The sequence below is a fragment of the uncultured Microbacterium sp. genome (genome assembly GCF_963521695.1).
In the GTDB taxonomy this organism is placed as follows: Bacteria; Actinomycetota; Actinomycetes; order Actinomycetales; family Microbacteriaceae; genus Microbacterium.
Window position 1 is genome coordinate 1 of sequence record NZ_CAUQWC010000145.1, and the last position, 9,076, is coordinate 9,076.

7 protein-coding genes are annotated in these 9,076 nt (G+C 70.6%); 3 read left to right on the plus strand and 4 right to left on the minus strand.

Features of this window, described 5'->3' with window-relative positions:
- Positions 1-2,369 (minus strand): ComEC/Rec2 family competence protein (locus tag RWP81_RS11175; protein WP_314456115.1); only part of this gene is annotated, 2,369 nt, incomplete at its 3' end.
- On the minus strand, positions 2,366-2,980 hold the full coding sequence (locus RWP81_RS11180) for a ComEA family DNA-binding protein (protein ID WP_314456117.1): 615 nt from the start codon (positions 2,978-2,980) through the stop codon (positions 2,366-2,368). The genes RWP81_RS11180 and RWP81_RS11175, both read right to left, overlap by 4 nt.
- A 108-nt stretch (positions 2,981-3,088) precedes the next feature.
- On the opposite strand from RWP81_RS11180, the gene RWP81_RS11185 reads away from it, so the two are divergent.
- Positions 3,089-3,586: a DUF2087 domain-containing protein gene (locus RWP81_RS11185; RefSeq protein WP_314456119.1), complete on the plus strand. Its 498-nt coding sequence runs from the start codon at positions 3,089-3,091 to the stop codon at positions 3,584-3,586.
- A 111-nt stretch (positions 3,587-3,697) separates the two neighbouring features.
- Here RWP81_RS11185 and leuS read toward each other — a convergent pair whose 3' ends face one another.
- Both leuS and RWP81_RS11195 read right to left on the minus strand, forming a co-directional pair.
- Complete coding sequence (gene leuS, locus RWP81_RS11190; RefSeq protein WP_314456121.1) at positions 3,698-6,271, minus strand: leucine--tRNA ligase; 2,574 nt, start codon at positions 6,269-6,271, stop codon at positions 3,698-3,700.
- Positions 6,272-6,335: 64 nt separating this feature from the next.
- On the minus strand, positions 6,336-7,574 hold the full coding sequence (locus tag RWP81_RS11195; RefSeq protein WP_314456123.1) for an anthranilate synthase component I family protein: 1,239 nt from the start codon (positions 7,572-7,574) through the stop codon (positions 6,336-6,338).
- A 43-nt stretch (positions 7,575-7,617) separates the two neighbouring features.
- Between RWP81_RS11195 and RWP81_RS11200 the strand changes: the two genes are divergently transcribed.
- Both RWP81_RS11200 and RWP81_RS11205 read left to right on the plus strand, forming a co-directional pair.
- Positions 7,618-8,298 carry a DedA family protein gene (locus RWP81_RS11200; protein WP_314456125.1) on the plus strand — a complete coding sequence of 227 codons (681 nt, stop codon included), beginning with the start codon at positions 7,618-7,620 and terminating at the stop codon, positions 8,296-8,298.
- Between the two features lie 5 nt (positions 8,299-8,303).
- Positions 8,304-9,076, plus strand: a 773-nt coding sequence (locus RWP81_RS11205; protein ID WP_314456127.1) for a phosphatase domain-containing protein, incomplete at its 3' end; no start/stop codon positions are given.

Consider the following 9,076-nt stretch of genomic DNA (forward strand, 5'->3'; position numbering starts at 1 on the left):
TCCCGCCCCCTGCCCGCCCCCGCCCGCGCTGTTTCATGCGGCGCCTGGCTCGGGTTCTCCGGCGCCCCCGCGTGCTCCCGCCAGAGCGTCAGCGCGCCGTCGGCATCGAGCCAGACGGCCAACGCTCCGTCCTGGTCGGTGCGCCCGATCGCGGTGCCGAGGGCCCTCAGCATCGAGAGGAGCGAGGCGGTCGGGTGGCCGTAGTTGTTGTCGGCACCCACACCGATCAATCCGACCGACGGGTGCAGATCCTGGTAGAGATCGGCATCCTGGTCTGCGCTTCCGTGGTGCGACACTTTGACGATCTGCACCCGGGGCACGTCCACGCGCCGTAATAGGGCCGCCTGCGACTCCTGGCCGAGATCGCCGAGGAGCACCGTTCGAGGGAAACCGGCGCCCGCGACGTCGATCGCGACACTCGCGTCATTACCAGGTTGGGTGCGGGGTGCCGGGCCGAGCGCCTGCCACCGCGTGGCGCCCAGCGCCCCCGTGGTCCCCGTCGTCGCCTGACGGAGCTGCGCGCCCGCCGCCGCGAAACGGTCGAGCAGTCGCTGGTCGGCTTCTCCGTCGATCGGACCGTGCACGACGAGGGCGGTCCGACCGACCGCGGCCGGTGACCCCCCGACGTGGTCGAGATCGAAATGGGTGAGGACGAGCAGATCGATCCGGTCGATGCCGAACCGGGTCAGGCAGCGATCGAGAGCTGCGGCATCGGGACCGGTGTCGACCAGAGCGGTCGCGCCTCCGGACCGCCACAGCGTCGCGTCGCCCTGCCCGACGTCGCACATGGCGACCTGCCACGCGGAGGGCACGGTGAGCGGCCCCGCGACCGTGCGTACGGCGGAACTCCCCAGGACCAGACCGAGGACGACAGCCATCGCCGCCGACGCGAGGAGCGTGAGGCGGGGCAGGCGTCCAGGACGCACGACCACCAGATGAAGGGCAGCTCCGACCAGAGCGAGGAGTATCGCCCCGGCCGGTCCGTCGGGCCAGGGGAGGTTCTGCGCGGCGACCGAAGAACTCGTGTGTGCGACGGCGGCGATCCACGCCGCGGGCACCCAGGCCAGGGCCGTCAGTCCGTCGCGCAACCAGGGGAACGGTGCGACGCACGCGAGTGCTCCGGCGATCGTGGCGGGGGCCGCGGCGGGGTCTGCGACGAGGTTGGCCGCAACTCCGAGCAGGGGGACGTGCGGGTCGATGAGCACGATGAGCGGGCCGCAGACGATCTGGGCTGACGTCGGAACGGCGATGGCGAGGGCGAGGGCTCTCGGCATCCATCGACCGAACCCCTCGGCGAGCGGACGGGCGAGGACGAGCAGGGCACCGGTCGCCGCGGCGGAGAGCGCGAAGCCCAGAGAGCGAGCCAGCCAGGGGTCGATGACGAGCAGCACGGTGACGGCGAGGGACAGCACCGCAATGCCGATCGCCGGGCGGCCCAGAGCCACAGCGATCATCGCCACCGAGGCCATGGCCGCTGCCCGGACGACACTCGGCTCCGGAGTGACCAAGGCGACGAAGGCGGCCAGGATGACGAAGGCCCCACCGACGCGGAGACCGCGGGGCGCGCCGCACAGGGCGAAGAGGGCGAAGGCCGTGCCCACCACGATGGCGCAGTTCGCGCCCGAGACGGCGGTCAGGTGCGAGAGCGAAGACGCGCTCATGGCGGCCTCGGTCGCCGCATCGAGGCTGGAGGTGTCGCCGACGGCGAGCCCCGGGACGAGACCGGCCCCCGGTTGCGGCAGACCGCGTGTGGAGGCCACGAGTCCGTCACGCAGGCCCTCGAACCACGCCCAGACGCCGGTCGGCTCCGTCGCTGAGACAACCTCGCCGGCCCGGACGACGAGCGCCGCACGCTCCCCCGCCGCGACCGGGATCGCACGCCCCGACAGCGACACCGTGCTGCCCATGCTCGCTCGCGCGAGCGCCGCTCTCCCGGCAGGATCGACGAGCACACGGGTCGGAATGGCTCCGACCACGGTCGCGTCTCCCGCGCGCACCCTCGAGGCGGCCGCGTCGAACCAGGCACCCCCGTCGGCCGACCCGTCGATGCGCCCGGTGACCGTCACGTCGAGCTCGAGGTAGCGACCGCCCTCCGCTTCCAGTGCGGCGATCTGCGACCGCACGGGAGCAAGCGACGCGGCGGTACCCGCGGTCGCGGCAGCGCACGCGAGCGCGACCGCGGCGACGGCCAGCACGGAGTGCCGACGCCAGACCAGGACGGCGGTGGCGATGCAGGACAGGATGCCGAGCCCCACGGCGAGCAGGATGGCATCCGGGATCGCGGTGGTCAGCCCTGCGGACACCCAGGTCGCCGCCGCGATCGACACCGGGCGCAGCGTTCGGCGCCGAAGCGCGCGACGCGCGCTCACACCCTCACCAGATCGCGAAGGGCTGCCAGCATCTTCTCGCCGATGCCCGGCACCGACTGCAGATCGTCGACGCTGGTGAACCGGCCGTTCGTCTCACGCCACTCGATGATGCGGTCGGCCATCGCGGGGCCCACGCGCGGAAGGGTGTCGAGCTGCTCGGGGGTGGCGGTATTGAGATCGATCAGTCCGTCTGCCGCCGAGCCACCGGAGGCGGGCCCCGAGGCTTCCGCCCCCGTCACCGGCACGACGATCTGCTCGCCGTCGGCGACCGGACGCGCGAGGTTGACCCCGTCGCGTGCCGCGTCATCGGCGAAGCCGCCCGCCCGCGCGATGGCATCGGCGACCCGGTCTCCGGCGTCGAGTCGGTACAGACCGGCCTCGCGAACGGCCCCGGCGACGTGAACGTAGAGTCCGGCCTCGGCGGGCATGCGCGGAGACGATGAGGCGGTCGACACCGGCTCCACGACCTCGGCACCGGTCGCACCGCGCAGCATGCCGATCCCGATCGTGACCGCGAACGCCAGCAGCACCAGCACGACGACGGCGCCGACGCCCAGGCGCGTACGAGGTGCCAGCTTCTCGCTCGGTGCGGGATCGGAGGTAGAGGTCACACGAGGACGCTACGAAGGGCCGTGCCGTCTCCGTGACGATCGGAAACTGATCCGTGCACAAGCGCGGCAGTTCGTCCGTCGGGGAGGAGCCGCCCCTAGCCTGGGGGGATGTCCGCGAACTCCTGGCGCCCTGTCGTCGCCGCCCTCGCCGATGACCGTGCGCGTGAGGTCTACGCGCTCGTCGTCCTCGGGCAATCCGTCGACGCGCACCTGTCGTCGCTCTCCCCCGGGAAACGCCGCCGAGTGCTCGACAGTTTGCAGGCGGCGGGACTCATCTCCCCCGTCGACGGGGGCTGGCGGGCGGACTCCGAGATCTTCCGCGTCGCCCTCGCCGCGGTATCCACGCCCGTGCGCCCCGACGGCGTCGCGCGATTCTTCACCGAGGGACGCCTGTCGACCTACCCTTCGCGCGCGGCTGACCGCCGGGACGTGCTCGCCCACATCGCGACCCGCCTTCTGAGACCGAACGAAACCATCGCCGAGGCCGAGGTCACCGATCGTCTCGCCGAGATCACCGACGACCCCGTGTCGATGCGGCGCTACCTGGTCGACGCGGGCCTGCTCACCCGCACCCGCGACGGAAGCGCCTACACCTCGCCATCCTGAGCGGTCGAGACACCGGATGCCGCGACCCCCGCGCCATTGGGCGTGGAGACGTGGCATCCGGCGATCAGGGTCGATGCCGGTTCCGGTGGCTCAACGACCGCAGCCTCGGCGCTACTTCGTGGAGAAACTGACCACCTTCGGCGGACGCACGACCGCGCGCACGATCTCGCGCTCACCGAGGGCGCGGCGCACGCGCTCGTCGCCGCGGGCGAGCGCCTCGAGCTGGTCGCCGCCGATCTTGGCCGAGACCTCGAGGGTCGCGCGCACCTTGCCGTCGATCTGCACGACGGCGACGACATTGTCTTCCACCAGCAGGGTGGGATCGGCCTGGCGCCAGGTCACGAGTCCCACGAAACCGTCGTAGCCGAGCGTCTGCCACATCTCTTCTGCGGTGTGCGGCGCGAACAGGTCGAGCGCCATCGCGATGACCTCGGCGGCCTCGCGGACGGCGGGATCGCTGACGCCGGCCGAGCCGTCGATCGCCTTGCGAGTGGCGTTGACCAGTTCCATCAGACGGGCGACGACGACGTTGAACTTCGTCTGCTCGATGAGGTTGGGCGCCTCGGCCAGCAGGCGGTGCGTCACGCGGCGCAGGGACTTGTCGCCCTCGGCCCAGACCACGTCGGTATCGCTGTCGACGTCGTGCGCGATGCGCAGGGCGCGGGCGAGGAACTTGGCCGCGCCCGTGGTCGAGACGTCGTTCCAGTCCTTGTCGTCCTCCACCGGGCCGGCGAAGGCCAGGGCCACGCGCAGGGCGTCGGCGCCGTGGGCGTCGAGTTCCTCCTGGAACAGCACCAGGTTGCCCTTGCTCTTCGACATCTTGGCGCCGTCGAGGATGACCATGCCCTGGTTGATGAGACTCGAGAACGGCTCGGTGAACTCGACCAGGCCCATGTCGAACAGCGCCTTGGTGATGAAACGCGCGTACAGCAGGTGCAGGATCGCGTGCTCGACGCCGCCGATGTAGAAGTCGACGGGGCCCCACTTCGACGCCTCGCGGCCCGAGAACGCCTCGGTCGAGCTGTCAGGCGAGAGGAAGCGCAGGTAGTACCAGGAGCTGTCGACGAATGTGTCCATGGTGTCGGGGTCGCGCAGCAGCGTCTGGCCCGTCTCGGGGTCGGTGACCTGCACCCACTCCGTCGCCGCTCCCAGGGGCGACGTGCCCTTCGGCTTCAGGTCGAGGCCCTCTACCGAGGGCAGCACGACCGGCAGCTGGTCGGCGGGCACGGGCGTGATCGAGCCGTCTTCGCCGTGGAGCATCGGGATGGGTGTGCCCCAGTAGCGCTGACGCGAGATGAGCCAGTCGCGGAGGCGGTAGGTCTTGGCCGCACGGCCGACGCCCTTCGCCTCGAGCTCATCGATCATGCGCGCGATCGCGTGACGCTTGGACAGGCCGTTCAGCGAGCCGGAGTTGATCATGCGACCATCGCCCGTCAACGCGACGCCGGTCTTCACCGGGTCGGTGTCGTCGAGGTCGCCCAGCGGGTCGATCGGCACCCCCTCGTCGTCGAGCTCGATGACGGGGATCGCACCGGTGACGGGGGCGAGGGTGTCGACGACGACCCGCACGGGCAGGTCGAACGCACGCGCGAAATCGAGGTCGCGCTGGTCGTGGGCGGGCACGGCCATGACCGCGCCGTGACCGTAGTCGGCCAGCACGTAGTCGGCGGCCCAGATCGGCAGCTTCTCGCCGTTGATGGGGTTGATCGCGTAGTGGCCGAGGAACACACCGGTCTTGGGGCGGTCGGTCGCCTGGCGCTCGATGTCGGTCGCGCGTTGCACCTGGGCGAGGTACGCCTCGAACGTCTCCTTCACCCCCTGGTCCGCGGATGCCGCCAGCTCGGCGGCCAGGTCGGACTCGGGCGCCACGACGAAGAACGTCGCCCCGTGCAAGGTGTCGGGACGGGTGGAGAAGACCGTGATCTTCTCGGCGCGACCCTCGATCTCGAACGTGATGTCGGCACCGACGGAGCGACCGATCCAGTTGCGCTGCATCTGGATGACCTTGCTCGGCCAGAAGCCTTCGAGCTGGTTGAGGTCGTCGAGCAGGCGGTCGGCGTAGTCGGTGATGCGCAGGAACCACTGCGTGAGCTTCTTCTTGACCACCACGGCGCCGCTGCGCTCCGACGTGCCGTCGGGCAGCACCTGCTCGTTGGCGAGCACGGTCTGATCCACCGGATCCCAGTTGACCAGCGCGTCCTTGCGGTACGCCAACCCCTTGTCGTACAGCTTCTGGAACAGCCACTGGTTCCAGCGGTAGTACTCGGGGTCGCTGGTGTGCAGCACCCGGCTCCAGTCGAACGAGACGCCGTAGTCCTTGAGGCTCGCCTTCTGCTGGGCGATGTTCGCGTAGGTCCACTCGACGGGGTCGGCACCGCGCTTGATGGCGGCGTTCTCGGCGGGCAGACCGAACGAGTCCCACCCGATCGGGTTGAGCACGTTGTAGCCGCGGTGGCGCCAGAAACGGGCGACGATGTCGGAGTAGAGGTAGTTCTCGGCGTGCCCCATGTGCAGGTCGCCCGAGGGGTAGGGGAACATCGCCAGCACATACTTGCGCGGGCGTGTGTCGTCGTCGCCGCCGGCGCGGAACGGGTCTTTCTCGGCCCACGCCTGCTGCCACTTCGCCTGGATGGCGTGGGTGTCGAAGCCACCGTCGCGGGCGTCGGGTGCGGAGTTCTGAGACACGGGAGAACCAATCGTGTGAGTCGGGGAGGCCCGGAGGCCAGCGTCCAGGTTATCGGACCCGGGGTCACCACCCCGGCGGCACCTCGGCCCCGAGCGCGGCGAGCGGGGCCCGCGCCTTGATGCCCACCTCGGCGACCTCGGATGCCGCGACCGAACGCCACGTGATCCCCCCGCCCGCGCCGACGTAGGCGGCATCCGGATATACGACGACGCTGCGGATCACCATGGCGAGGTCTGCGGCGCCGTCGTCACCGATCCATCCGAAGGCACCCGCGTACAGACCGCGCGGGCTCTGCTCGAGTCCGGCGAGGATCCGCATCGCCGACTCTTTCGGCGCACCGGTCATGCTGCCCGCCGGGAACGTCGCGTCGAGCAGGTCGCCGACGGTGGTCGCGGGCAGGAGTCTGCCCGACACCTCGCTCACGAGTTGATGAACGTGCGGGTAGGTCTCGACCTCGAGCAGCCGGTCGACGCCGACCGTCGACGGCTCGCAGACCCGTGAGAGGTCGTTGCGCATCAGGTCGACGATCATCACGTTCTCGGCGCGCTCCTTGGCATCCGTCCGCAGGTCTTCGACGAACGCCGCATCGTGAGCCGGGTCGGCGGACCGCGGCCGGGTGCCCTTGATGGGATGCGTGTGCACGGAGCCGTCGCGCACCACGAGGAACCGTTCGGGCGACGCACTGACCAGTGCGACCTCGCCGATGCGCACGAAGCCGGCGTGGTGCGATGTCGACGCACGGCGGAGCCGCCGGAACACGGCGAGGGCATCGACCGCGCCGGGCACGGTGAAACGCGTCGTGAGGCACAGCTGGTACGCGTCTCCCTCGCGGATACGGTCGCGGCACGCCTCGATGAGTTCGGCGTAACGGTCGGGGGTGACGCGGGCGGATGCCGTGCCCCGGTCCTCCGCGGGGTCGACCTCGTCGGGCGTCGGCGCCTCCGCGACGCGGGCCGCGAGGGTGGGATCGCCCACGGCGTAGATCCGGCGCAGAGAGTGATCGAACGCGAGCAGGGCGTCGACGCGCAGCCACGCGGACTCCCCCTCGTACGTCTCCCACCCCACCCACCCACCACGGAACGGCCCGGACTCGTCGTGTGCGGAGCCGGAGGCCGCGGCATCCTGTTCCCTCGGCCGGGACGACGGGTCGAGGCGCCCCGCGCCCATCCAGCTCCACCCCGTCGCCGCGCCCGTCCCGGCGTCGAGCCAGAAGGCGTCGGGAGCGTCGGCGAACAGGTGCAGGAACACCGCCTCGGGGTCGACCCACTCGACGGGGGTGAATGAGGGGGCGGAGTGCGGCACGCTCCCAGGCTAGGCGGGAGCGGCGGCCCGTAAGCTGACGGAGGTGAACGAGATCCTCACGTGGCTGCTCGACGTCGTCCAGAACGTCGATCCCGTGCTGCGTACGGTCATCGCCGGTCTCGCGGTCATGCTCGAGACGAGCGTGCTGGTCGGCCTCGTCGTCCCGGGCGACACGATGGTGATCGTCGCGGGCACCGCCGTCGGCTCGCCGCTCGAGGGCGTCCTGCTGGCCGCGGCGGTCGTGGTGGGCGCCCTGCTGGGTGAGAGCCTCGGATTCTGGCTCGGCCGGTACTTCGGCCCGCGCATCCGCGCATCGCGCCTGGGCCAGAAGCTGGGCGAGCGCAACTGGGAGCGTGCCGACCGTTACCTCAGCCGCCGCGGAGGGCTGGCGATCTTCCTGTCGCGTTTCCTCCCCGTGCTGCACTCGCTCGTGCCGCTAACCGTCGGGATGAGCGGCTACAGCTATCGGCGCTTCCTGGCGTGGACGACCCCCGCCTGCATCATCTGGGCCGGCCTCTACATCTCGGTCGCGGCCACCGCCGCCGGCACCTACCGCGAGCTCGCGGATCGACTCCACTACGCCGGATACATCTTTGTCGGCATCCTCGTCGTCTTCCTCGTGCTCGTCTTCGTCGGAAAGAAGCTCATCGAGCGCGCAGAACGACGTCATCTGGCCGATGACGTCCCCACCCTCGGCCGCGCGGACGGTGACGTGAAAGACTGAGGCCGATGCCTCGTTCTCCTCGCTCCACCCGCGCAAAGGTGCTCTGGTTCGCCCGACTCGAGCGCCGCTTCCACCGGTGGCGTGAGCGAAGGGCGCGCTCGCGCGACCTCCGGCCCGCCGTCACCGGCTTTCCGGGCTACGGAACCGAGGAGTGGGTGCGCGTCCTCGGACGCGTGCTGATCGCCCCACCGCTCAAGCGCACCTCCACCGGGGAGTTCGCGAGCCTGCGCGGTTGGCGCAGCTTCGCGGCCGTTCCGGTCGGCATGGCGAAGGTCGACGTCGTGATCGACGGCGTCACGCACACCGTGTCGGCCGATCGTGGCGGCGTGATCGATGCGAAGCTCCCCGCGAAGCTGGCACCCGGGTGGCAGTCGATCACGATGTCGGTCGAGGGCAGCGAGCCGGCTGAGACCCGCGTGTTCATCGTGGGCTCCGATGTGCGCTTCGGCGTCGTGAGCGACATCGACGACACGGTGATGGTGACCCTCCTTCCCCGCCCCTTCCTCGCGGCGTGGAATTCGTTCGTGGTCGACGAGCACGCCCGTCAGCCCGTCCCGGGCATGGCGGTGATGCTCGAGCGATTGACGCGCGAGCACCCCGGCACCCCCGTCATCTACCTCTCCACCGGCGCGTGGAACGTCGCCCCGACACTGACGCGCTTCATGCGTCGGCACCTGTTCCCCGCCGGATCGTTCCTGCTCACCGACTGGGGTCCGACGCACGACCGGTGGTTCCGCAGCGGCCGCGATCACAAGGAGCTCAACCTGCGGCGCGTCGC